Annotated in this window: 23 protein-coding genes; 5 read left to right on the top strand and 18 right to left on the bottom strand. The window is 72.0% G+C overall.

Translation table 11 applies throughout. From position 1 onward, the window contains the following. The first annotated feature begins 59 nt into the window (after positions 1 to 59). A complete protein-coding gene (locus ACIPSE_RS14495) occupies positions 60 to 335 on the top strand; it encodes a zinc-ribbon domain-containing protein (RefSeq protein WP_401662145.1) in 276 nt (91 codons plus the stop codon). Between the two features lie 30 nt (positions 336 to 365). Here ACIPSE_RS14495 and ACIPSE_RS14500 read toward each other — a convergent pair whose 3' ends face one another. Next, positions 366 to 1,070 (bottom strand): TIGR03943 family putative permease subunit, encoded by a 705-nt coding sequence (locus ACIPSE_RS14500; RefSeq protein WP_401662147.1) that lies wholly within the window; start codon positions 1,068 to 1,070, stop codon positions 366 to 368. Continuing rightward, positions 1,067 to 2,080, bottom strand: coding sequence for a permease (locus ACIPSE_RS14505; RefSeq protein WP_401662150.1), 1,014 nt, complete (start codon positions 2,078 to 2,080; stop codon positions 1,067 to 1,069). The genes ACIPSE_RS14500 and ACIPSE_RS14505 overlap by 4 nt, the downstream gene beginning before the upstream one ends. 184 nt (positions 2,081 to 2,264) lie before the next feature. On the opposite strand from ACIPSE_RS14505, the gene ACIPSE_RS14510 reads away from it, so the two are divergent. Then, positions 2,265 to 4,148 (top strand): potassium channel family protein, encoded by a 1,884-nt coding sequence (locus ACIPSE_RS14510; protein ID WP_401663093.1) that lies wholly within the window; start codon positions 2,265 to 2,267, stop codon positions 4,146 to 4,148. A gap of 21 nt (positions 4,149 to 4,169) precedes the next feature. Here ACIPSE_RS14510 and ACIPSE_RS14515 read toward each other — a convergent pair whose 3' ends face one another. Next, a complete protein-coding gene (locus tag ACIPSE_RS14515; RefSeq protein ID WP_401662152.1) occupies positions 4,170 to 5,984 on the bottom strand; it encodes a prolyl oligopeptidase family serine peptidase in 1,815 nt (604 codons plus the stop codon). Positions 5,985 to 6,132: 148 nt separating this feature from the next. On the opposite strand from ACIPSE_RS14515, the gene ACIPSE_RS14520 reads away from it, so the two are divergent. Further along, positions 6,133 to 6,963: an SURF1 family protein gene (locus ACIPSE_RS14520; protein ID WP_401662155.1), complete on the top strand. Its 831-nt coding sequence runs from the start codon at positions 6,133 to 6,135 to the stop codon at positions 6,961 to 6,963. Here ACIPSE_RS14520 and ACIPSE_RS14525 read toward each other — a convergent pair. From ACIPSE_RS14525 to ACIPSE_RS14540, 4 genes are all read right to left on the bottom strand, one after another. Beyond that, entirely contained in the window at positions 6,933 to 7,955 is a 1,023-nt protein-coding gene (locus tag ACIPSE_RS14525; RefSeq protein ID WP_401662158.1) for a hypothetical protein, read from the bottom strand. The two genes, ACIPSE_RS14520 and ACIPSE_RS14525, sit on opposite strands and share 31 nt — an antisense overlap. A gap of 101 nt (positions 7,956 to 8,056) precedes the next feature. Further along, entirely contained in the window at positions 8,057 to 8,731 is a 675-nt protein-coding gene (locus ACIPSE_RS14530; protein ID WP_401662161.1) for a SigE family RNA polymerase sigma factor, read from the bottom strand. A 427-nt stretch (positions 8,732 to 9,158) separates the two neighbouring features. Continuing rightward, positions 9,159 to 10,217 (bottom strand): aspartate-semialdehyde dehydrogenase, encoded by a 1,059-nt coding sequence (locus ACIPSE_RS14535; RefSeq protein WP_401662164.1) that lies wholly within the window; start codon positions 10,215 to 10,217, stop codon positions 9,159 to 9,161. After that, the gene (locus ACIPSE_RS14540) at positions 10,217 to 11,494 is read right to left on the bottom strand and encodes an aspartate kinase (RefSeq protein ID WP_401662167.1); all 1,278 of its coding nucleotides are present in this window, start codon (positions 11,492 to 11,494) and stop codon (positions 10,217 to 10,219) included. Before ACIPSE_RS14540 ends, ACIPSE_RS14535 begins: the two co-directional genes overlap by 1 nt. Positions 11,495 to 11,740: 246 nt before the next feature. Between ACIPSE_RS14540 and ACIPSE_RS14545 the strand changes: the two genes are divergently transcribed. Continuing rightward, positions 11,741 to 12,478, top strand: a complete 738-nt coding sequence (locus tag ACIPSE_RS14545; protein WP_401662170.1) for a sulfite exporter TauE/SafE family protein — start codon at positions 11,741 to 11,743, stop codon at positions 12,476 to 12,478. A gap of 6 nt (positions 12,479 to 12,484) precedes the next feature. Here ACIPSE_RS14545 and ACIPSE_RS14550 read toward each other — a convergent pair whose 3' ends face one another. The 9 genes from ACIPSE_RS14550 to ACIPSE_RS14590 form a co-directional block, all read right to left on the bottom strand. Continuing rightward, a complete protein-coding gene (locus ACIPSE_RS14550) occupies positions 12,485 to 13,063 on the bottom strand; it encodes a Uma2 family endonuclease (RefSeq protein WP_401662173.1) in 579 nt (192 codons plus the stop codon). 50 nt (positions 13,064 to 13,113) lie between these two features. Next, on the bottom strand, positions 13,114 to 14,058 hold the full coding sequence (locus ACIPSE_RS14555) for a hypothetical protein (RefSeq protein ID WP_401662175.1): 945 nt from the start codon (positions 14,056 to 14,058) through the stop codon (positions 13,114 to 13,116). A gap of 294 nt (positions 14,059 to 14,352) precedes the next feature. Beyond that, positions 14,353 to 14,535 (bottom strand): DUF397 domain-containing protein, encoded by a 183-nt coding sequence (locus ACIPSE_RS14560; protein ID WP_401662178.1) that lies wholly within the window; start codon positions 14,533 to 14,535, stop codon positions 14,353 to 14,355. Positions 14,536 to 14,651: 116 nt separating this feature from the next. Further along, entirely contained in the window at positions 14,652 to 15,104 is a 453-nt protein-coding gene (locus ACIPSE_RS14565) for a cytidine deaminase (protein ID WP_401662181.1), read from the bottom strand. A 19-nt stretch (positions 15,105 to 15,123) separates the two neighbouring features. Beyond that, positions 15,124 to 15,306 (bottom strand): DUF397 domain-containing protein, encoded by a 183-nt coding sequence (locus tag ACIPSE_RS14570; RefSeq protein ID WP_401662183.1) that lies wholly within the window; start codon positions 15,304 to 15,306, stop codon positions 15,124 to 15,126. Then, positions 15,303 to 16,082, bottom strand: coding sequence for a helix-turn-helix domain-containing protein (locus ACIPSE_RS14575; protein WP_401662186.1), 780 nt, complete (start codon positions 16,080 to 16,082; stop codon positions 15,303 to 15,305). The genes ACIPSE_RS14570 and ACIPSE_RS14575 overlap by 4 nt, the downstream gene beginning before the upstream one ends. Positions 16,083 to 16,247: 165 nt before the next feature. Beyond that, positions 16,248 to 16,907 (bottom strand): DUF5063 domain-containing protein, encoded by a 660-nt coding sequence (locus ACIPSE_RS14580; RefSeq protein ID WP_401662189.1) that lies wholly within the window; start codon positions 16,905 to 16,907, stop codon positions 16,248 to 16,250. Beyond that, entirely contained in the window at positions 16,900 to 17,499 is a 600-nt protein-coding gene (recR, locus tag ACIPSE_RS14585; RefSeq protein ID WP_234512258.1) for a recombination mediator RecR, read from the bottom strand. Before recR ends, ACIPSE_RS14580 begins: the two co-directional genes overlap by 8 nt. A 57-nt stretch (positions 17,500 to 17,556) precedes the next feature. Beyond that, positions 17,557 to 17,904, bottom strand: a complete 348-nt coding sequence (locus ACIPSE_RS14590) for a YbaB/EbfC family nucleoid-associated protein (protein ID WP_401662192.1) — start codon at positions 17,902 to 17,904, stop codon at positions 17,557 to 17,559. A 323-nt stretch (positions 17,905 to 18,227) separates the two neighbouring features. Here ACIPSE_RS14590 and ACIPSE_RS14595 point away from each other — a divergent pair, with 323 nt between their 5' ends. Beyond that, a complete protein-coding gene (locus ACIPSE_RS14595; RefSeq protein ID WP_401662194.1) occupies positions 18,228 to 18,983 on the top strand; it encodes an SLATT domain-containing protein in 756 nt (251 codons plus the stop codon). Between the two features lie 22 nt (positions 18,984 to 19,005). Here ACIPSE_RS14595 and ACIPSE_RS14600 read toward each other — a convergent pair whose 3' ends face one another. Both ACIPSE_RS14600 and ACIPSE_RS14605 read right to left on the bottom strand, forming a co-directional pair. Further along, positions 19,006 to 20,508 (bottom strand): PstS family phosphate ABC transporter substrate-binding protein, encoded by a 1,503-nt coding sequence (locus ACIPSE_RS14600; protein ID WP_401662197.1) that lies wholly within the window; start codon positions 20,506 to 20,508, stop codon positions 19,006 to 19,008. An 82-nt stretch (positions 20,509 to 20,590) separates the two neighbouring features. After that, positions 20,591 to 22,393, bottom strand: coding sequence for a serine/threonine-protein kinase (locus tag ACIPSE_RS14605; RefSeq protein ID WP_401662200.1), 1,803 nt, complete (start codon positions 22,391 to 22,393; stop codon positions 20,591 to 20,593). Between the last annotated feature and the right edge of the window lie 132 nt (positions 22,394 to 22,525).

Consider the following 22,525-nt stretch of genomic DNA (forward strand, 5'->3'; position numbering starts at 1 on the left):
GACGCATCCCCCGTCGTCAGCGACCGGGCGCTTTCGCATTCACAGAAGGGCACCGTCGGGTGATCGTCTTCGGCACCAAGGGCTACCTGTACCAGCTCGCCATCCTCACGCTCGTCTGCGGCAGCTGCGGCAATCCCGCCGCGCACACGCTGCGCAAGCGCGTCACCAAGTTCACGCTGTTCTTCGTGCCCCTGTTCCCGTTCTCCACCAAGTACGCCACCCAGTGCACGTTCTGCGGCACCGAGGTCAAGGTCGAGCGGGAGCAGGCCGAGCAGCTCCAGGCGCAGGCCGCCGGGGGCCCGGCGGGCCAGGCCCGGCAGCCCTACCAGAACTGACGGTCGCTCCGCGGTCGCCGGCCGGACGGCTCAGTTGTTCCACGTCTCGTCGTACGGGTCGGCGGGTGTCGCCACCGGCCGCGACGAGGTGACCGTCAGATAGGGGATCGGGCCCCTGTTCACCGGGTCCTCGGTCCGCTTCGGCGAGTAGACGCCGGTCACCTCCAGCCAGGCGTCCGGGCGCAGCACCGGGGGGATGTCCCCGGTGAGGGCGATCTTCACCGGCTGCGCGTCCGCGGCGCAGCAGTTGAGGGCCATCCGCACCAGGTAGGGCCGGCCGGCGCCGTCCAGGGCGACGAACCCGGTGACCCTGATCTCCCGGCCGCGCAGCTCCCGCCCGTGGTCGTACACCGCGCGCCCCGCGTAGTCGGCCACCCCGAGCCTGAGCGGCCCCTGGGCGGGCAGCTTCTGGTAGCCGTAGGCCTGTTGCAGGGCCGTTCCGGCGCGCATGGCGCTGTAGGAGCCGAGGGCGGGCGGGGCGACGAGGACCAGGGCGAGCAGCGGCAGCACCAGCAGCCAGGAGACCCGGGGTTCGTGGTGCCGGTGCTCCGTCCTCGGCGCCCGTCGTTCGTACCAGAGCGTCGCGACCGCCGACGCGATGAGCACGGCCCCGGCGAGCAGGAGCAGCGGGCGCAGGCCCGCCTTGACGTACCGCAGGTACAGATCGGTGAACCCCGCGTGCAGCAGGGTCGCGCCGAGCAGGAAGAGGACGGCGGACTGCGCGTGCCGGTTCACAGGAGCACCGCCGAGGTGAGGACCGCGACGAGGATCGCGAGGACGAAGGTGGCGGGCGCGAAGCGCAGCGCGAAGCCCCGGCCGAAGGTGCCGGTCTGCATCGCGAACAGCTTCAGGTCGATCATCGGGCCGACCGTGAGGAAGACCAGCTTGGCGGTGAGGGAGAACTGGGTGAGGGACGCGGCGACGAACGCGTCCGCCTCCGAGCAGATCGACAGCAGCACGGCGAGGACGGCGAGCGCGAGGACGGACACCAGCGGGTTGTCGGCCGCCGTGCGCAGCCAGGTCTCCGGGACGACCGCCTTCAGCGTCGCCGCCGCCATCGCCCCGACGACGAGGAACCCGCCCGCGTGCACGGTGTCGTGACGCACCGAACCCCAGAACGCCGCGCCCTTGCCCTGCCCCTCGTGGGAGTGCCGGGCCGGAGGCTTCAGCCAGTCGGTGCGGCCCAGGCGCAGCCAGATCCAGCCCATGGCGCAGGCCGTGAGCAGCCCGGCGACGAGCCGGGCGAGGACCATCTCCGGGTCGCGCGGGAAGGCCACGGCGGTCGCCGTCAGCACGATCGGGTTGATCGCGGGCGCGGACAGCAGGAACGCCAGCGCCGCCGCCGGGGTCACCCCGCGCCGCACCAGCGCCCCGGCCACCGGCACCGACGCGCACTCGCAGCCCGGCAGCACCGCCCCGGCCACCCCCGCGACGGGCACCGCGAGGACCGGGTTGGCGGGCAGTGCCCGGGCGAAGAACGAGGCGGGCACGAACACCGCGATCGCCGCCGACAGCAGCACCCCGAGCACCAGGAACGGCAGCGCCTGCACGGTCACCGCCACGAACACCGTCATCCAGCTCTGCATCACCGGCGTCGACAGCAGCCCGCGCACCGGGCCCTGCGCGAGCAGGACCACGAGCAGGCCCATGGTGAGCAGCAGCGGCGAGTCGAGGTGCCGGCCCTGGTCCTCGGGCGGCGGCTGCGCGCCCGCCTTCCGGTCCGGCGCCTCTTTGGTCATCGCCACGGGCGGGTCACCTCCAGCGGTGCGTACGGTCGCCTCCCCTCTCCTACGGCGGGATCCGGCCGCCCGTTCACCGTGTGATCGACTCCTCCGGTCAACTCCTGGAACCACCCGTCACGTTGAGGCAGTCTTCTCCCTCGTGGCGAGCGTTCCGAATCAAGGACAGGCGGCGGACGCGTCCGCGCACATGGTGGTGTGCGGGGACGACGGTCTCGCGCACCGGCTGGCCGCCGAACTGCGCGGCGTCTACGGCGAGCAGGTCACCCTGGTCGTGCCGCCCGCCGAGCGCGGGGTGCGCACCCCGGTGGTGGGGCGGGCGCGGGCCGCGTCGGCGGCGCTGCTGGACCGGATGGTCGCCGCGGCCGGGCGGGGCGGCGCGGGTGAACCGGTCGGCGGCGAACGGCAGATGGAGGCCGCCGAAGCCACCGAGGCGGTGCTCGCGGACGCGGGCGTGGCCCGGGCCGCGGCGCTGGCGCTCGTGTACGACGACGACGAGACCAACATCCGGGCCGCGCTGACCGCCCGGCGGCTCAACCCCCGGCTGCGGATCGTGCTGCGGCTCTACAACCGGCGGCTCGGCCAGCACATCGAGGCGCTCCTCGACCAGGCCGCCGCGCTGGCCTCCGGCGACGGCTCCGGGGCCGGCGGGCCGGGGGCGGGCGGGTCGGGGGCGGACGCCTCCACGACCGTGCTGTCCGACGCGGACACCGCCGCGCCCGCGCTGGTCGCGTCCGCAGTCGCCGGGACGAGCAAGGTCCTGCAGACCGACGGGCTGCTCCTGCGGGCGGCGGAACGGCTGCCGGGACAGTCCGGCGACCCGGGCCTGGCCACACTGGCGCTGCTCTCCGACAGCACCGGCGACGGCGCCGAGCGCGGGCCCGAGCTGCTGCCCGACGCGGACGCGGTCCGGGAGGCCGCCGGACGCGGGACCGTCGTGCTCCAGCAGGTGTCCTACGCGGGGCCCTCGCTGCCCGCCGGACGCGGCGGGGGCGGGGGTGTGGTGCCGCCGTTCGCCTCGCTGTTCTCGCGGCGGCTGCGCTGGTCGCTGGCCGGCGTGGTGGGCTGTGTGGCGGCGCTCGCGGTGGCCCTGACCCTCGTGACCGGGGAGCACCCGCTCTACGCCACCTACCAGACCCTCCTCGACCTCTTCGCCATCAACGAACCCGCCCTGCACCAGCCGCTGGGCCGGCAGATCCTCCAACTCCTCGCCGGACTGCTGGGGTTGCTGCTGCTGCCGGTGCTGCTCGCCGCGGTCCTGGAGGCGCTCGGCACCTTCCGCACCGCGTCCGGGGTGCGCAAGCCCCCGCGCGGGCTCGGCGGTCATGTCGTCCTCCTCGGGCTCGGCAAGATCGGGACACGGGTGCTGGTGCGGCTGCGGGAACTGGACATCCCGGTGGTCTGCGTCGAGGCCGGGGCGGAGGCCCGCGGTCTGGCCACGGCCCGGCGGCTGCGGGTGCCGGTCGTCCTCGGCGACGTCACCCAGGAAGGCGTCCTGGAGGCCGCCAAGATCCACCGCGCGCACGCCCTGCTCGCGGTGACCAGCTCGGACACCACCAACCTGGAGGCCGCGCTGTACGCCCGCACGGTGCGGCCCGATCTGCGGGTCGTGCTGCGCCTGTACGACGACGACTTCGCGACCGCCGTGTACCGCACCCTGCGCGCCGCCCATCCGCAGGCCTCCACACGCAGCCGCAGCGTCACCCATCTCGCCGCGCCCGCCTTCGCCGGGGCGATGATGGGCCGGCAGATCCTGGGGGCGATCCCGGTCGAGCGGCGGGTGCTGCTCTTCGCGGCCCTGGAGGTGGGCGCGCACTCCCAGTTGGAGGGCCGGACCGTGGGCGAGGCGTTCCGGCCGGGAGCCTGGCGGGTGCTGGCCCTGGACACGGCCGCCTCCGGCGGGGAACCGGCCGCGCAGGGGGCGCAGGAGGAGCTGGCGCCGCCCTCCGGGCTGCTCTGGGACCTTCCCGACACGTATGTGCTGAAGGCCTCGGACCGTGTGGTGCTCGCCGCCACCCGGCGCGGCCTCGCCGAGCTGCTGGGCCGGCGGGGCCGGGAGGATGCCCTGCGGTGACAGAGCACCCTCCGCACCTCGCTAGGCCAGGTGCCGTGCCGCGAAGTCCAGTTCCAGTCCCACCTGCTTGATCCGCTCGTCCACGACGAGGGAGCCGTGGCCCGCGTCGTAGCGGTAGACCTCGTGGACGGCGCCGCGGGTCTCCAGCCGGTCGACGTAGTTGTCGATCTGACGGATCGGGCAGCGCGGGTCGTTGACGCCGGCGGAGATGTAGACGGGCACCTTGACCTGGTCGACGTAGGTCAGGGGCGAGGACGCCTCGAAGCGCTCGGGGACCTCTTCCGGGGTGCCGCCCAGCAGGGTGCGGTCCATGGCCTTCAGGGCTTCCATCTCGTCGTGGTACGCCGTGACGTAGTCCGCGACGGGGACGGCGGCGATGCCCAGCGCCCAGGAGCCGGGCTGGACGCCCAGGCCGAGCAGGGTGAGGTAGCCGCCCCAGGAGCCGCCGGTGAGGACGAGCCGGTCGGGGTCGGCCAGACCCGAGGTGATCGCCCATTCCCGGACCGCCGCGATGTCCTCCAGCTCGATCAGGCCGACCCGCACCTTCAGCGCGTCCGTCCACGCCCGGCCGTAGCCGGTGGAGCCCCGGTAGTTGACGCGGACGACCGCGTAGCCGTGGTCCACCCAGGCCGCCGGGCCCGCGGCGAAGGCGTCGCTGTCGTGCCAGGTGGGGCCGCCGTGGATGTCGAAGACCGTGGGCAGCGGGCCGCTCGCGCCGGCCGGCTTCTGCACCAGGGCGTGGATCCGGCCGCCGGGACCCTCCACCCACACGTCCTCGACGGCCACCGAGCCCGGGGACTTCAGACCGGGCGGGTCCAGGACCACGCCGCCCGAGGTGGAGCGCACCGCGGAGGGCTGTGCCGACGAGGACCAGAGGTACTCGACGCTGCCGTCGGGCCGGGCCGTCGCCCCGGACACCGAGCCGGGCGGGGTGTCGATGCGCTCCAGCTCGCGGACGGTGAGGTCGTAGCGGAACAGTTCGCTGCGGGCCTCGAAGCTGTGCGCGATGAGCAGGCCCGAGCCGTCCGGGTACCACTCCGCGCTGACGTCGCCGGGCAGGTCGAGGGCGAGGTCGCTCTCCACGCCCGTGGCCACGTCCCACACCAGGGGCTCCCAGCGGCCCCGGCGCTGATGGCCGATGAGCAGCCGGGTGTCGCCGTCGACGGGGGCGAACCCGAGGACCTCCAGGCCCAGTTCCTCGCTGCCGCCGCGGGTGTCGTCCAGTTCGGCGACGGTCGTGCCGTCGGGGCGGACCACGCGCAGCGCCGAGTGCATCGCGTCGCCGTGCTCGGTGTGCTCCAGGGCGATCAGGGAGCCGTCGTGCGAGAGGTCGCCGACGCCCGCGGACTCGGGGTGGCGGTAGATCTCCACCGGGGCCTCGCCGGTGCGGGCGACGTAGATCGTCGTGCCGTCCTCGTCCGTGGAGCGGCCCACGACCGCGGTGCGGCCGTCCCGGCCGAGCGCGAGACCGGCCGGGTAGGAGGCGTCCAGGCCGGGGGCGGCGAGCTCGTTCTCCCCGCCGGTGAACGGCTGGCGGCGCCAGACCCCGAACTCGTCGCCGTCCTTGTCGTCGAACCACCAGATCCAGGCGCCGTCCGGGGAGAGCACCCCGTCCGTCGTGCCGTTGGGACGGTCGGTCACCTGGCGCTGCTCGCCCGTGGCGCGGTCCCAGGCGTACAGCTCGTACGTGCCCGTCGCGTTCGACACGAACAGGGAGTGGTCCGGTGCGTCCTCGGCCCAGTCGGGCAGGGAGACCCGTGGCGCCCTGAAGCGCTTCTCCCAGTCGGGCATCGATGCGTTCCGCTCGGCCTCGGCGGACTCGTTGCTCTCAGTCATGGCCCCATACTGCCCGTCCTCACAGCTGATCCGCAGGCGAGGTCCCCTGCCTGTGGACAACTTCTCGCGCTCCCCTTACCCAGCAGGTCAACGCGGGTTGCCAGGGGCCGGGCGCGGGGGGCGGTGGAGTGCCCCGTACCGTTGAGGTGTGTACCGGTTTCTGCTGACACCGCGCTGGTGGGGCATCAACGTCTTCGTGCTGCTCGCCATCCCGTTCTGTGTGTTCATGGGCTCCTGGCAGCTCGGCCGGTTCGAGGACCGGATGCGGGACCAGGACGCGGCGACCGCCCAGGCGAGCACCGCGAAGACGGAGCCGGCCCGGCCGCTGGCCGAGCTGCTGCCGGTGGACAAGGCGACCACCGGCCGCCAGGCCACCGTCAGCGGGCGCTACGACGAACAGCTCCTGGTGCCGGACCGCACGCTCGACGGCCGCAGCGGCTACTACGTGCTGACCCTGCTGCGCACCGACGACGGCCGGGCTCTGCCCGTGGTCCGCGGCTGGCTGCCCGGGACGGCCGACGCGGCGAAGGCCCCGGCCGCCCCGAAGGGCGAGGTCACCGTCACCGGCGCCCTCCAGTCCTCCGAGCAGCCCGGGGAGAACGGCGTCAGCGCCCGCGGCGGCCTGCCGGCCGGGCAGACGGCGGCGATCAGCGCCGCGTCCCTGGTCAATCTGGTGCCGTACGACGTGTACGACGCGTGGATCACCCTCGACACGGCGGACGCGGGGATGAAGGCGGTGCCCGCGACCGCGCCCGCCGACAGCGGACTGAACCTGAAGGCCTTCCAGAACCTCGGCTACACCGGCGAGTGGTTCGTCTTCGCCGGGTTCGTGGTCTTCATGTGGTTCCGGCTGCTGCGCCGCGAGGTGGAGTTCGTCCGGGACGCGGAGCTGGGGCTGATCCCGGACGAGCGGGCCGCCGGCCCCGTCCAGGGACCGGCGGCGGCCGTTCAGGAACCGGCGAGCACGCCCGTCCAGTAGATCGCCCCGGCGCACGCGTTGCTCACCGTCGTCGACGCGGCGGCGACGCCGCCCTCGGCGGAGTTGGTGAGGGAGACGCTGCCGTCGAGGGTGCCCTCGGCGACCAGGAGCTGCGTCGTGGTGCCCGTGTCGCCGCCCGTGGAGGTGCCCTCGCTGCCGCTGCTGTCGCCGGTCGGCGTCGGGGTCGGCGTCGGGGTGGGCGTGCTGGTGTCGGTGGGGCAGGTCGCGGAGGGCACCCAGGCGAACTTCACGTCGTAGGACGAGCCGGGCTGGAGGACCAGCGCGGTCAGTTCCAGGGACGGGTCGGGCAGGGAGACCGCCGCGTCGCCGGAGACGTGCCGGTTCACGCCGATCCGGGTGGCGTCCGCCGCGCCGCCCGTGGCGAAGCTCAGGGTGCCGGGGCCGGTGACCGTGCACGCGGCGGTGGCGGTGTTGGTGTAGTGGAAGGTGCCGTAGACGACGCCGGTGGAGTCGGCGGCGGCGGCGTACGCGGTGGCCGAGCCCAGTTCGGCGGCCGTACAGGCGGCGACGCCCGCGGTGGTGCTGGTCGAGGGGTCGGTGCTGGTGGAGCCGTTGCCGTTGCCGGAGCCCTTGCCGGAGTCTCCGCCGGAGTGCTCGCCCTTGCCCTCGTCCTGGCTCCTGCCGGAGGAGCCGCCGGAGGTCGACTCGCCGCCGTCGGGCCCCTTGCCCTGGCTCGCGCCGCCCTGGGCCTGCGAGTAGTGGCCGGCCATCGAGGGGTCGGCGTCGGACCCGGTGGCGCCGGAGACGTGCACCAGGGCCGGGATCGCGGTGCCGACGAAGAGCGCGGCGGCGGCCATGCCGACGAGGGCCTGGCGCTTGCGGGCCCGCCGGGCGGGGACCGCCTGGCGCAGGTGGTCCAGCGTGCCGTCCCGTGGCTCGATCTCCTCGACCGCCTGGTGCAGCAGGCGGCGCAGCGCCAGCTCGTCCGAGTCGAACCCGAGGGGGTTCTGGTCGTCTGGGCCGTGGTTCACAGTTGCGTTCCCAGCGTGCGATTGCTTCGGATGGTGCTGCTCGTCCGTTCCCGGTTCGTGCTCGTGGGGAACGTCCTGCGGCCGTCCGTCCCGGTCCTCGCTCATGCCGTCGCCTCCATGGCGACGCGCAGGGCGGCGATACCGCGGGAGCCGTACGCCTTGACCGAGCCGAGGGATATCCCGAGCGTCTCGGCGACCTGCGCCTCCGTCATGTCCGCGAAGTAGCGCAGGACGAGGACCTCGCGCTGGCGGCGCTGGAGGCCCTTCATCGCCTTGATGAGGGAGTCGCGCTCCAGCTGGTCGTAGGCGCCCTCTTCGGCGCTCGCCATGTCCGGCATCGGCTTGGAGAGCAGCTTCAGGCCGAGGATGCGGCGGCGCAGCGCGGAGCGGGACAGGTTGACGACCGTCTGGCGCAGATAGGCGAGGGTCTTCTCGCGGTCCCGGACCCGCTTGCGCGCGGAGTGGACGCGGATGAACGCCTCCTGCACGACGTCCTCGCAGGACGCGGTGTCGTCGAGGAGGAGGGCGGCCAGCCGCAGCAGCGAGCTGTAGTGCGCCCGGTAGGTCTCGGTGAGGTGGTCGACGGTGGTGCCGGCCGTGACGGCCTCCTCCGCACCGTCACGCTGACCGGGTATGCGGGCGGGCCGCGCTGCGGGCATGGGCGCGATCACCGGCATGCCGCCGGACGCGCCGGGCATGCGGGGTCGCAGGCCCGCCGGGCGGGGCCGGAGGGCCGTACCGCCGCGTGCCGAACTGAACTCGAGAACCTCTGCCACGCCTGTTGGACACCGCTGACCCCATGAGGGTTGTACGTGCCGGGCGTCACGTTCGCGCCGGACTCCGCCGCCCCCCGTGACCCGGCCGACCGTCTGGTGTCAGGCAGCACAACCGACCCTGCGTCAAGCGCCCTCATGCCTACCCGCTCTTCCCCTGTGTCCTGAAGGATCCGGACGTCCCCACGCCCGTTCAAGCATCCGCGCACCCCCTGAAGGGCGTTCGCAAAGACGCTCCCCGCCCGTCACGCGGTTGCGGAGAGCGGAGAGCAAATTTTCGGTCGCGGAGACGGCTCGGATCAAGTGGTCCAGGCCATCGCGCGCGCCACAGTTTTCTGAAAGATCCTACAAAGGCGCGCTTCCCGGGCCAGGGGTTTTTCGGCGGGGAGGAGTGGCCGCCGGAGACCCGGCGGCCGTCGTGTCCGGTTTGTCAGACCAGTTCGCGGGCGACGAGCTCGGCGATCTGAGCGGTGTTCAGGGCGGCGCCCTTGCGCAGGTTGTCGCCGCAGACGAACAGTTCGAGGGCGGTGGGGTCGTCGAGCGCCCGGCGCACCCGGCCCACCCAGGTCGGGTCGGTGCCGACGACGTCGGCGGGGGTGGGGAACTCCCCGGCGGCGGGGTTGTCGAACAGGACGACGCCCGGCGCGGTCGCGAGGATCTCGCGCGCCCCGTCGACGGTGACCTCGCCCTGGAAGCGGGCGTGGACGGTCAGGGAGTGCGTGGTGATCACCGGCACCCGGACGCAGGTGACGGCGACGGGCAGGCCGGACAGCCCGAGGATCTTGCGGGTCTCGTCCCGCACCTTCATCTCCTCCGAGGACCAGCCGTCCTCGCGCAGCGACCCGGCCCACGGGACGACGTTCAGCGCGACGGGCTCGGGGAAGGGCCCGGTGTCGTCGCCGACGGCGCGGCGCACGTCCCCGGGGTGGGTGCCCAGCTCCGTGCCCGCGACGAGGTTCAGCTGCCGGCGCAGCGTCTCGACGCCGTCCCGGCCCGCACCGCTGACCGCCTGGTACGAGGAGACGACCAGCTCGCGCAGCCCGAACTCGGCGTGCAGGGCGCCGAGGGCCACGATCATCGACAGGGTCGTGCAGTTGGGGTTGGCGATGATCCCGCGCGGCCGGACCCGGGCGGCGTGCGGATTGACCTCGGGCACCACCAGGGGCACCTCCGGGTCCATCCGGAAGGCGCCCGAGTTGTCCACGACGACGGCACCCTTGGCCGCGGCGACGGGGGCCCAGCGCGCGGCGACGTCGTCGGGCACGTCGAACATGGCGACGTCGACCCCGTCGAAGGCGTCCTCCGTCAGGGCCGTGACCTCGACCTCCTCGCCGCGCACGGCCAGCTTGCGGCCGGCCGAGCGCGGGGAGGCGACGAGTCGGATCTCGCCCCAGATGTCCGCGTGCTGGGACAGGATCTGGAGCATGACCGTGCCGACGGCACCGGTCGCCCCCACGACCGCGAGCGTCGGTCGGTCGGTTCCCGCCATCAGCGTCCGGTGCCTCCGTAGACGACGGCCTCGTCGCTGTCGGAGTCGAGTCCGAAGGCGCTGTGCACGGCGCGCACGGCCTCGTTGACGTCGTCGGCACGGGTGACGACCGAGATGCGGATCTCGGAGGTCGAGATCAGCTCGATGTTCACACCGGCCTCGGAGAGCGCCTCGAAGAACGCGGCGGTGACCCCGGGGTTGGTCTTCATCCCGGCGCCGACGAGGGAGATCTTGCCGATCTGGTCGTCGTAGCGCAGCGAGTCGAAGCCGATGCCGTCCTTGCGCTTCTCCAGGGCGTCGATGGCCTTGCGGCCCTCGGCCTTGGGGAGGGTGAAGGAGATGTCCGTCAGACCGGTGGACGCGGCGGACACGTTCTGCACGATCATGTCGATGTTGATCTCGGCGTCCGAGATCGCACGGAAGATCGTGGCGGCCTCGCCCGGCTTGTCGGGCACGCCGACGACCGTGATCTTGGCCTCGGAGGTGTCGTGCGCGACACCAGAGATGATGGCCTGCTCCACCGGCTTGTCTCCCTGATTGATGGGCTCACTGCTGACCCAGGTGCCCTGGAGCCCGCTGAAGCTGGACCGGACGTGGATCGGGATGTTGTAGCGGCGGGCGTACTCCACACAGCGGTGGAGGAGCACCTTGGAACCGGAGGCCGCGAGTTCCAGCATGTCCTCGAAGGCGATCCAGTCGATCTTCTTCGCCTTCTTCACCACCCGCGGGTCGGCGGTGAACACACCGTCGACGTCGGTGTAGATCTCGCAGACCTCCGCGTCGAGGGCGGCGGCCAGCGCGACGGCGGTGGTGTCGGAACCGCCGCGGCCCAGCGTGGTGATGTCCTTCTTGTCCTGGCTGACGCCCTGGAACCCGGCGACGATCGCGATGTTGCCCTTGTCCAGGGAGTCGCGGATACGGCCGGGCGTGACGTCGATGATCCGGGCTTTGTTGTGGACCGAGTCGGTGATGACGCCTGCCTGGCTGCCGGTGAAGCTCTGGGCCTCGTGGCCCAGGTTTTTGATCGCCATGGCCAGCAGGGCCATGGAGATACGCTCTCCGGCGGTCAGCAGCATGTCGAACTCACGCCCGGCAGGCATCGGGGATACCTGCTCGGCGAGATCGATCAGCTCGTCCGTCGTGTCGCCCATCGCGGAAACGACGACGACCACCTGGTGGCCGTTCTTCTTCGCTTCCACGATCCGCTTGGCGACGCGCTTGATGCCCTCGGCATCGGCTACGGAGGAGCCTCCGTACTTCTGCACGACAAGGCCCACGTGCGCTCCTCGCTCAGTCCGTGTGTGTCGGCTCAGTTTAACGAGCGCCCGAATATCGCCTCCGCGGTATCGCATCGTGAGATCCCGGCGCCCAGGTCAGCGCATGCCCAGGAATGAACGCCGGGAAAAGTGCGGAGCGTCACAGCGGGGGTTTCCGGGGGGCGTTCGGACGTGCGCGGACGGCCGCCCACGCGCCCCTGTCGCAGCCCTGTCGCGGCCCGCCCGGATGGCGGAGGATGCGTGATCATGACGACCAACGGCTGGCCCGGCGACGTCCTGCTCACCGCGATCGTGCTGCTCGGCTCCTCCGTGCAGTGGCTCACCGGCATGGGCTTCGCGCTGGTCTCCGTACCGGCGCTGATCCTGCTGCTCGGCCCGGCGCAGGGCGTCGTGCTCGCCAACTGCGCGTCCGGGGCGATCTGCCTGGTGGGCCTCGCGAGCGGCTGGCGCCTCGTCCGCCCCGCCGCGATGCTCCCGCTCTGCGCGGCGGCGGCCTGCACGGTGCCGGCGGGCGCCTGGACGACCCGGCACCTCCCCCAGGCGTGGCTGCTGCTCCTGATGGGCGGGCTCGTCACCTGCGCTGTCCTGCTGGTCATGCGGGGGCTGCGGGTGCCCGCCCTGGGCGGGACCAAGGGCGCGGTGGCGGCGGGTGCCACCGGCGGTTTCATGAACGCGGCGGCGGGGGTCGGCGGCCCGCCGGTCTCCCTCTACGCCCTCAACGCGGGATGGACGGTACGGGAGTTCGTGCCGAACGCGATGTTCTACGGCGTGTTCGTCAACGTCTTCTCCGTGGCGGCGAACGGGCTGCCGCAGCTGAGCCCTCCGAGGTGGGTCGCGGTGCTCGCGGCGATGTCCGTGGGCGGCCTCATCGGCAGGGCGCTCGCCTCCCGGGTCCCCGAGCGGCGGGCCCGCACCCTGGTCCTGCTGCTGGCCCTGACGGGCGGGATCACGACCCTGGGCAAGGGGCTGTGGGGAATGTGGTGACCGCGGTCAGTCCGCGAACTCCTTGAGGGGCTCGGTGTCGAGGCTGATGTCCACCGGGTCGGGGAGCGTGAGGGTGGCGCCGAAGGGTTCGTTGAGCTGACGGCGGTAGCGGCCGTCCTTCGGTTCGGTGAAGACGGTGACGGTGCAGTCGTCGCGGTCGACGAGGAGGTAGACGGGGATGCCTGCGGCGGCGTAGCCGTCGGGTTTGTCGATGCGGTCGCGCTGGTTGGTGTCGGAGTCGTACGAGGTGATCTCTACGGCCATGAGCACCCCTTCGGCCTCGGACCACTCTCCATGCCCCTTGAGGCTTCGCCTGGGAACCAGTACCGCGTCCGCCCGGGCGCGTCCCTTCCGGTACGACTCCGTCTTGAGGCCCCGCTCGGGATGGAGGCGGAGGTCAGGGCGCAACCGCATGCACTGTTCCAGAAGCCACATGTAGATCTCACTGTGGTTGCCGTCCGGCACGCCCTTGACCTGGACCTTCCCCTTGATGAACTCCAGCCGCACGGTGTCCGGGGCACGGCGTTCCAGTTCCTCGAACTCCTCGACGGACATCTGCGGCCGGTCTTCGATCCTGGGGGTCATGGCGTCGCCTCCTCGACCCCATACTGCCCCGGCCGCCGTTTCCCGCACCCTCACAACAACCCCGCCGCGCGGCGAAGCGCGTCCACGCGGTCGGTGACGTCGATGACCTCGTCGGCACCCGGCAGCGCGCCGCCGTCGCGCTGGGCGGGGAGGAACGTGCGGGGAACCGGGTTCTGGTGGACATACACCGGCCCGTCCGCCTCGACCAACGCCAGGCACTCGCCGCACAGCCCGTTCACGATCTCGGCCGTCCGCTCGTCGGCGTCGCAGAGGCCGCAGGCCATGAGGGCGCGGGTCACACGGGCGCGGCGGGCGGGCTTCTGCCGGATCTTCGCCTTCTTCGGGGGCATCTTGGTCTCCAACCGGGTACGGGCGAGTCCGCCCGGGTTGCTGACGACCGACGGGAGCCCGTCGGTCAGGGCCTGGGTGATCTCCTGGGGCGTGGCACCGAGGTCCAGCCACCGGACGACGAGGTGTTCGAGGTTCTGGCAGTCCTGCTCGGAGAGCGGCATACGGGAGTCGACGGACTGCACGTCGGCGAGGGTCCGGTAGGCCTCGCTGGGCTCTTCGGCGAGCGGTTCGTCCGGCTCCGACGGCCGGTCCTCCGCACGGGCCAGTCCCGGCAGGTGGTCCTCGGTCACGTCCTTGCCGTCCCGGTCCCGTACGAAGTCCGCCCACCACTCCGGTGACCTGGGCGTTCGCGACCAGTACGTCCGGGTCACCCACCGCATCGAGTTGTCCTCGACGGTGATGTGCTCCTTGATCCAGCGCAGATGACCGGCGAGGGTGATGCGGCCCATCGCGGAGCGGACCGCCTGCTGGCCGTACATCGGGTGTGCCGCCGCGATCGCCTTGTAGCCCATCGCGTGGCCCTCTTCGAGATGGTCGACGAAGACTGCGATCTCGCGCTCACGGGGGCTCAGATGTGCGAAGTCCGTTTCGGCGTGCGGGTCTTCGTCACCTGCGGGGCGCTTCCCGTAACCCGTTTTGGCCATCGGGTGGGACGGGGAGGGGAGAGCGGGGCTAGGCTGGGCGTCAGCCACGATCGAACCTCGTATTCGATGGTAGGTCAGGCCCCGGAGCCGGTGTTGGCGCACCGACCGGGGTCGAACTATTTGCTGGTGTTTGCGGCGAACCTAGAGCGGTTTCACGCTGCAACGCAAGCCGGTCACGGAACGTCACCCATTCGAGGTATGGCTCCCTAACTCCGGTTCAAACTTGGTCAGTTGGGTTGGAATTTCAACCAAACCCAAAACCAGAACCCCATGGAAGAGCTCGGGGCTCGGGGCTCAAGCCCCGGGCTGAACTGCGGCGATGAACGCCGACCAGGCGGGTGCGGGGATGTGGAGCTCGGGGCCGGTCGGGAGCTTGGAGTCCCGGACGTGGATCGCGGTGGCGAACGCGACCTCGACGCAGTCGCCGCCCTCGTTGTCGCTGTAGCTCGACTTGAACCACTTCAGCTGGTCACTCATTTGACTGATCCACCATCCGTTCGATGAAGCAGGCCGACTGGGCAAGGCCGAACGCCTGCGTGCGGATCATGCCAATGCCGTAGCAGGCAACGTTTGCCCTGTCGCCGCCTGGGGCGTCAGCTCGTGCTGAGTGGTGCGCTCTCCCCAGCGTCGAGCTGGTGGTCCGCCCAGATGTAGCTTTCGGGAAGCAGGTCGGTTACGGGTGCCATCCGGAGGCCGTCGCTTGTCCCGACGATGACCTTCAGGGCTGGGAAGTAGTCAAGTAGTACCTGGCGGCAGCGGCCGCATGGGGGCACGACGCCTCGGTCACGGTCGCCCATGGCGACGATGGTGTCCAGGTGGTAGGCGCCCTGGGCGGCAGCAGCGCCGATGAGGACCAGCTCCGCGCAGGGGCCTCCGGTGAAGTGGTAGGCGTTCACCGCGGTGATGATCCGGCCGTCTCGGGCGCGGGCCGCAGCCGCCATGGTGTGGTTGTCGCCCTGGCAGCGTGTGGCCGCGACGTGCGCCGCTGCCCAGATCAGCTCGTGGTCGACGCGGTCGGTCTGTGTGGTCGTCTTCTCCGCCTTCATGCTGTTTCAGGCTCTGGGCTCAAGCCCCGGGCTGAACTGCGGCGATGAACGCCGACCAGACGGGGGCGGGGACCTGGAGCTCGGGGCTGGAGGGGAACTTGGAGTCCCGGATGTGGATCGCGGTGGCGAACGCGACCTCGACGCAGTTGCCTCCCTCGGAGTCGCTGTAGCTCGACTTGAACCACTTCAACTGGTCGCTCATGGCTGATCCACCATCCGCTCGATGAGACAGGCCGACTCGACAGGGCTGAGCGCCTGCGTGCGGATCATGCTAAGTCGCTCGGATGCCCGATTGACAACGTCCGGATCGGCCAAGAGTTCACTGGCGAACGGGCCTTCCACAAAGGCGAATCGCTCGTGATCTCGCGTCTCCAGCAACACCATCGGCCCCATGAGGGCGGCGGGGACGACCTGTTCGAACAACAGCACCTGCACGACGACGTTACGCAGACGGGACACCTCCAGCAGGTGCCGCAACTGCTCCCCGTCCACCTGGGGAGGACGCAGAACCGCCTCGTAGAGGACGAAGCTCAGCCCCACTGGGGGCTTCTGTCCGGTGAGGATGGACTGCCTTTCCATGCGCGCGGCGATCCGCTGCTCCACCGTCTCGTCGTCGAGAGGCGGGACGTGGTTCTCGATCAGAGCCCTCGCATAGGCCTCTGTCTGCAACAGGCCCGGGATGTACATGGCTTCGTAGGACCAGAGGCTGATGGCCTCCCCCTCCCGTTCCATGAAGTCCTGCGCCCGCTTCGGGAACTTCTCCCGCTGCAAGTACTCCTTGGCCGAGCTCAGCATGCCCTGCGCCCCGCACAGCTCGTCGGCGACGTCCAGCACGCGTGGCGTCGGCATCCGTACGCCCTGTTCCATGGCCTTGATCGTGTCCGGTGAGTAGTTGGAGGCGGCGGCCAGTTCCTCACGGCTGACGCTCGCCTTGGTACGCCAGCGCTTGAGCTGGTTGCCGCTGTAGCGCCAGGCCACCGGCGCCGGCGAGGGGGAGTTGTACCGACCTGACACAGGACGCACCTCCGACGGACACGGCACCGTTCGTGGAGGCGGCGAAGCTGTGGACGACGCTGGAGGTGTAGGCCGGGCGCGCGGGGCGCGGCCTGATCGCCGCGCCCCGCGCCGTACGAAGTGAGCCGGTTACTTCGCCGGGCGCAGGCCCAGCGGGCCCGCGATCTCCTCCGCCATCACCCGGCCCGCCTCGAACTCCAGCGTCTCGTCGCCGACGGACTGGTCGGTGTCGAGGCCGTCCAGCTCCTCCAAGGGCTGGTTGAGGCGGACGTGGGCCAGGACGGAGTGCAGGGCGCGCAGGGTCGCCGAGGCCGTCGTGCCCCAGTTGGAGAAGTAGGAGAACTGCCACCACCACAGGGCCTCGGTGGTGCGGCCCGAGCGGTAGTGGGCCATGCCGTGGCGCAGGTCGGTGATGACGTCCGTGAGGTCGTCGGAGATGCGCGCCGGGACCGGTGCCGTACGGGGCGCGTACGGGTCGAAGACCTCGGAGTAGACGTCGATCGGCTCCAGGATGCGGGCGAGGTTCTCGCGCAGCTCGTCCACGTCGCCCTCCGGGCCCAGGTCGGGCTCGTAGCGCTCGTCGGGGACGATGTCCTCGTGGGCGCCGAGACGGCCGCCGGCGAGGAGCAGCTGGGAGACCTCCAGGAGGAGGAAGGGAACGGCCGCCTCGGGCTCGTCGCCCTTGGCCACCTCCGTCACCGCCACCAGGAAGCTCTCGATCTGGTCCGCGATCTGGACGGCGAAGTCGTCCGGGTTCTGGCTGGTCGCGTGCAGCGTGGCGTCAGACATCTAGGAGTCGTCTCCCCTCGAAGGCGCGGCCGAGGGTCACCTCGTCCGCGTATTCCAGGTCGCCACCCACCGGGAGGCCGCTGGCCAGGCGGGTGACCTTGAGGCCCATGGGCTTGATCATGCGGGCGAGGTACGTGGCCGTGGCCTCGCCCTCCAGGTTCGGATCCGTGGCCAGGATCAGTTCCGTGACCGTCCCGTCGGCCAGCCGCGCGAGAAGTTCTCGTATCCGCAGGTCGTCCGGTCCCACCCCTTCGATGGGGCTGATCGCCCCGCCGAGCACGTGGTAGCGGCCACGGAACTCCCTGGTCCGCTCGATCGCCACCACGTCCTTCGGCTCCTCGACCACGCAGATGACCGACAGGTCGCGGCGCGCGTCGCGGCAGATGCCGCACAGCTCCTCCTGCGCCACGTTCCCGCAGGTCGCGCAGAAGCGGACCTTCGCCTTCACTTCGAGGAGAGCCTGCGCGAGACGCCGTACGTCCGTGGGTTCCGCCTGAAGGATGTGGAAGGCGATCCGCTGCGCGCTCTTGGGACCGACGCCGGGCAGCCGCCCCAACTCGTCGATGAGGTCCTGGACCACGCCTTCGTACACGGACTGCCGTCCTTCCTGGGTGCCTTGGGTACGTACGGTAGTCGGCGAACGCCCTGATTAGAAAGGCAGACCGGGGATACCGCTGCCGCCGCCGCCCAGCCCCTGGGCCAGCGGGCCCAGCTTCTGCTGCTGGAGGTTCTGGGCGTTCTCGTTGGCCGCCTGCACGGCCGCGACGACCAGGTCGGCGAGGGTCTCGGTGTCGTCCGGGTCCACCGCCTTCGGGTCGATCCTCAGCGCCCTGAGCTCACCGGCGCCGGTCACCGTCGCCTTCACCAGGCCGCCGCCCGCCTGGCCCTCGACCTCGGTCCGCGCCAGTTCCTCCTGCGCGTTCGCCAGGTCCTGCTGCATCTTCTGGGCCTGCTGAAGCAGCTGCTGCATATTGGGCTGGCCACCACCGGGGATCACGATCAGCTCCCAATCTCAGATCGGCGTTCTGGTTCCGCGTTCTCGGTCCGCGTTCTGGTTCTGCGTCTTCGTCCGCTTCGTGCTCTGTGCTGAGCCTACGTGCTCGACGCAGCCGTCGCCCCAGCACTCTTTCGAGTGAGATGACGTCGAGTCCTATACCTGATCAAGCCCCACTTCCGGGCGGAAAAGGAGCGAAACCCATCTCTTCGCCACCCATTGGGAGGTAGGAAAGGTCCGGCACGTCGGCATCATGCGTCACACGCGCATGACGCAGCGTGATGGGCGCGCGAGGGGTACGTGATCGGTCGTGGAGGGAGTGCCGGGTGGGTCAGCCGGAGATGCAGCCCGAGGGTCCGCCTCAGGACGGGCGGGGCGAGGAGGCGGCGGCCGGGCCGCGGGCCGGCGATCTGGCGGGGCGCACGTTTCCGCTCGGTGACTGGGGCGAGCCCGCGCTCCGCCTGGACGAGCTGTACCGGTGGGTGGAGAGCGGGGCGCTGGAGACGGCGTCCTGGTACCTCACCGACCGGGTCTGGAAGCGGCGGGGCGCTCGCGCGCTGCGCGCCGGGGCCGCGGCGGGAGCCGCCACCGGCGCGGCGCTGCCCCTGCTCGACCTGACCGGTGTCGTCGGCGGGGTCGCCCCCTGGGGGTATCTGGCGCTGATGATCGCGGTCGCGTGCGTGGCCGTCGACCGGTTCTTCGGCGTCACGTCCGGCTGGATAAGGGACGTGGCGACCGCGCAGGCCGTGCAGCGGCGGCTCCAGGTGCTCCAGTTCGACTGGGCCTCGGAGAGCGTGCGGGAGGTGCTCGGCCCCACGGACGGCACCGCCGGTGAGGCGGCGGAACGATGCCTCGCGGTGCTGCGGAGGTTCTCCGAGGACGTGACGGAGCTGGTGCGGGTGGAGACCGCGGACTGGATGGTGGAGTTCCGCACCGGGTCGGCGCCCCTCGGCATCCAGGCCGCCGTCAGCGGCGGCGGGCGCGGTCAGGACGGGGTGGCGGTGCCGGGACGGTTCCCGCTGCCGCCGCAGAACGGGACCCGGCCCAACATGCCCCGGCAGAGGCCGCCCGAGCCCCGCTGAGCCGCTCCGTCCGCCCGGGCCGCTACCCGCACAGCTCCTCCTCGCGTGCGCAGGGCAGGTGGCCCTTCTCCCGGATGACGTCCTGGCTGGTCGTCTCGTCCAGGTAGGCGAGGAAGGCCGCGGTGAGCGAACCGGGCTTCGGCGCGCGGTAGGTGTAGGCGTACTCGACGCCCCGGTACGGATAGCGGTCCGTCCGCACGGAGGGGGCGACCCCGTCGAGGGGGACCGTGCGCACGCCGTTCTCGCCCGCGGCGAGGGTCGTCTCGCTGTAGCCGACGGCGCCGGGCACCGCCGCGACCTTGTCCAGCACCTCCTGGGTGGAGCCGAGTTCGCAGCGCACGACGGCCGCGGACCGGTCGTCCTTGCGCAGGCAGTCCAGGGACGTGCTGGGCACCCGCTCCCAGGTGCCCAGCACCCGCTGCTGGAAGGTCTGGCGGGTGCCGGAGTCGGCGTCCCGGCTGACCAGGACGACGGGGAGGTCGGGCAGGGCGGGGTCGAGCTGCCGCCAGCGGGTGACGTCGCCGCTGTACAGGCGCCGCACCTGCGCACGGGTGAGGCCGTCCGCGCCGAGCCGTACGCCGTCGTTGACGACGAGCGTGAAGGCCGACAGGGCGACCTTCTCGCCGTGCAGGCCGAGCCGGTCGCCCATGGCGCCGTCGGAGAACGCGATGACCTCCGACTCGCCCTCGGCGGCGGCGAGTTCGGCGACCCCGGCCTCGCTGCCGCGTGCGTCCACGGTGATGTCGGCGCCCTCGCAGTCCTTCTCGTACTCCTTCGCGAGGGTCGTCACCACGGGCGCGAACGCCGTCGAACCGGCGATCCTGAGGCTGCCCGTCTCGCAGCCGAGCGGCGGACGGCTGTCGTCCCCGGCGAGGATGATCCCGGCGAGCACGACCACGGAGAGCGTGAGCAGCGCGGTGAAGATCCGTGCCGGGCCGCTGAGCAGGGGCGGCGTCTCGTCGGGGGTGGCGCTGCGGTTGGGGTGGACGACGCCCTCGCGCAGCCCGCCCATCAGCCGGACGTCCCGGCCCACCGCGCCGCCGGACAGCAGCACCAGCAGCTTGTAGTGGTCGCCGCGGTTGAGCGGGACGCGCGGGATGCGCAGCCGGTTGTCCTCGTAGCCGAAGCCGCGTTCGGGCGTGAAGTGGTCCATGAGGTGGTCGCGGTCGCTGGGCTGGGTGACCGAGACGCCCATGATCGTGCGGTCGGTGAAGACCGCGGTCAGTCCGTGCGTGGTGGGGCTCGTGTAGTCGTCGCGGTCGACGCCCTGCGAGCCGTCGTTCTCGACCCGGATCAGCACGAGGGTGGCGTCCGCCATCATCGGGGCCTCGCTGAACAGGCCGAGCCGTACGTTGGCCCGGCCCAGGCGGATGTCGTCGCCGACCGGGGCGTCCATCTGGACGCGGTACCCGATCCGTTTGCGGCGCGGCACCCGCCGCTCGTACCAGACCATCACCCCGGAGGCGGCGATGCCGAGCACCGCCGTGCCGACGGCCACCAGGTTCTCCGCGTTCAGCCAGTCCACGGGTCGATCGTGCGGCCGTCGCACGGCCGTGCGACGGCCCGCGGGCGAAAGTTCGCCGTACGTTCAACCGGAGCGGGACGGCTCACTGCCGGGTGTACGCCAGTTTCTCCCCGGTGCCGCTGTTGACGCGTTCCAGCGTGCCGTCGGAGAGCAGGGTGATCCGGGAGGCCCCGCCGGGGCTGCACGAGGAGGCGGGCTCGCCGACGCTCACCGTGGACGGGCCGATCTCCAACGGCCCCTCGGCGGAGGGCTCTTCGGTGAGCGCGGCCTGGAACACACAGTGGTAGTCGGGGCCGTCCGCGACGAGCGAGAGCACCGTGTCCCCCACCTCGCCCTCCTGGACGGTGAGTTGACGGGTGTGATGGCCGTCCGCGTTGTCGATCGACGCCGCCCAGGTGCCCAAGTACCCCTCGGGCACGGCCCCTTCGGCGGGTGCCGAGGTGGTCGGGGTGGGGGACGGCGTGGGCGTCGGGGACGTCGGCCCGGGCGTGGTCGGCGCGCTCGCCACGGGTGTGCGGTCGCCCCCGCCCTTGCCGTCACCGCGGTCCTCGTCGCCGCTGCTCATCAGCGCGTACACGGAACCGCCCGCGCCGAGCGCGACGACGAGCGCCACCGCGATCAGGGCGGCGGTGGTCCGGCCGCTGCGGCCGGAGGGCTGCGGGGCGGCCCCGGGCCCGTACGGCTGCGTCACACCGGGCCCGCCTCCGCCGTACGGGTTGTACGCGGGCGGGGGTGCCCAGGACTGCTGCTGAGGGTGCGGGGGGTACGGCTGAGGGTGCTGCTGCGGATAGCCGTAGGCGGGGTGGGCGACCGGCGTGGGGGCGAGCGCGGGCGCCTGCGCCGGGGGATGACCGGCCGCCGGCACCGTGGGCGGCTGCTGCGGCGGCGGGGCCGCGACCGGCACCCCCGAGGGGTCCTCGGCGACGGGCGCGTGCTCCGGCGAGGTCTCCTCGTCCACCGCCCCCTCCGGGTCCTCGGTGTCCAGCAACCGCACGGCGTGCCGCCCGAGTTGGGCCACCAGCGCGCTGGGCAGCCACGGATCGCGGGAGCGTCCGTCGGCCACCGTGTCCGAGGCCCCGGTGCGCGCCCGCACCTGCGCGAGGCTCGGCCGCGCCGCCGGATCCTTCCTCAGACAGTCCCGTACGAGGTCGGCGAGGCCCTCGGGCACGCCCGTGAGGTCGGGTTCCTCCTGGGCGATGCGGAACATCAGCGCGTGCACGCCGCTCCCGCCCGTCCCGAAGGGCAGCCGGCCGGTCGCCGCGTAGGCGAGCACGGAGCCGAGGCAGAAGACGTCGCAGGCGGGCGTGATGCGGTCGCCGCGCACCTGCTCGGGCGCCATGAACCCGGGGGAACCGACGAGGGCGCCGGTACGGGTGAGGCCGCCGTCGGTGACGGTCTCCAGGGCCCGGGCGATCCCGAAGTCGATCACCCGGGGGCCGTCGATGGTGACGAGCACGTTGGACGGCTTCAGGTCCCGGTGCACGATCCCGGCGGCATGGATGTCCTCCAGCGCGCCCGCCAGACCCGCCGCCATGATCCGCACCGACCGCTCGGGCAGCGCCCCGTGGTCATGCCCCACCACCCGCTGGAGGCTCGGCCCGGCGACGTACCCGGTGGCCACCCACGGCACCGCGGCCTCGGTGTCGGCGTCCAGCACGGGCGCGGTCCAGTACCCGCCGACCTGCCGGGCGGCCCGCACCTCCTGCCGGAACCGGTCCCGGAACTCCTCCTGCGCGGCGAGCTCCTCACGCACCAGCTTCACGGCGACGGTACGGCCCCGCTCCGAACGCGCGAGGTACACCTGCCCCATCCCGCCGGCCCCGAGCCGCGCCAGCAGCCTGTACGCCCCGATCCGCGGCGGGTCCCCGGCCCCCAGCCTCTCCATCGCAGGCCCTCCCCCGATACGTGCCTGTGCGTCGGGCCCACGATAGTGCGCCGCCCCGACCCGCCGGACGCCCCACCGTCGACGGTTCCGTAACAGGCGGACCGGGCACCTCCGGCGGACCCGGCCCCGGCC

Origin of the sequence: Streptomyces sp. NPDC090106, assembly GCF_044747265.1 — a bacterium.
Lineage (GTDB): Bacteria > Actinomycetota > Actinomycetes > Streptomycetales > Streptomycetaceae > Streptomyces.